This is a genomic window from Komagataeibacter kakiaceti JCM 25156, from assembly GCF_000613305.1.
Genome location: NZ_BAIO01000717.1, coordinates 1 through 941 on the forward strand (window position 1 = coordinate 1; position 941 = coordinate 941).

Below are 941 nucleotides of genomic sequence, written 5' to 3' on the forward strand. Positions count from 1 at the left end.
CAGGTTGTACGCCTGCGTGACGGGCAGGTCTTTTCTGGCCCGCACACCGTGGGGCGCGCGGCATGAGTACGCTGGCGCGCATCATCGGCCTCATGCGGCCTTTGCAGTGGCAGATGGCGCTGGGGCTTGGGCTGTCCGTTGCGGCGTCGCTGGCCAGTTTCGGGCTGCTGTTCCTGTCGGGCTGGCTGCTGGCGGCTGCTGCCGTGGCCGGGCTTGGCGGGATTGCCGCACGGAACGCCTTCAACCTGTTTTTGCCTGCGGTTGGTGTGCGGTTCTTCGCGACAGTGCGTATTCTGGCCCGTTATCTGGAACGGTTGGTCACGCATGATGCGACGCTGCGCCTGATCGGGCGGGTGCGGGCGTGGAGTTTCGAACGCCTTGCCCCACAGGCGCCCGCCGTGCTGGCGCGGCAGCGCAGCGGGGACATGCTGTTCCGCTTCGTGGCGGATACGGACCGGATGGGGCAGTTCTATCTGGAAGTGCTGCTGCCCATCGCCAGCGCCGCCATCTGCTGCATGGTGTTCGTGGCGGTTACGGGGGTGTTTTCCCTTTCGGCTGCCGTGGTGCTGGCCGTGGGGCTGGTTGTGGGCGGCGGCGTGCTGCCGGGTGTGGCCGGTGCGTTGTCCGCACGCGCCATGCGGCGCATCAGCCACCAGCAGGACGCCATGCACGCGGACCTGACCGAAGTGCTGCAGGGCATGGGGGAGTTCATGTTCCTTGGCGCCGCACAGGCCGTGCAGGCACGGATTGCCGACCGCCAGGCCGATATCCGTAATGCACGCCGCCGCGTGGCCTGATTGAAGGGGGCGCGCGGAGCGTGATGACCGTCATCGCCATGATGAGCGCGGTGGGCGTTCTGGCCATGGCGGATATGGCCTATGGCGCTGGCGCGCTGTCTGCGGCCTGCCTGCCCATGCTGGCGCTCGGTGGTCTGGCGGCGT

Annotated in this window: 1 pseudogene; it reads left to right on the forward strand. The window is 68.0% G+C overall.

The features are described 5' to 3' along the window. Nucleotides 1-62: 62 nt before the first annotated feature. Nucleotides 63-941, forward strand: a pseudogene (locus tag JCM25156_RS26080) (ABC transporter transmembrane domain-containing protein); the annotation flags it as partial.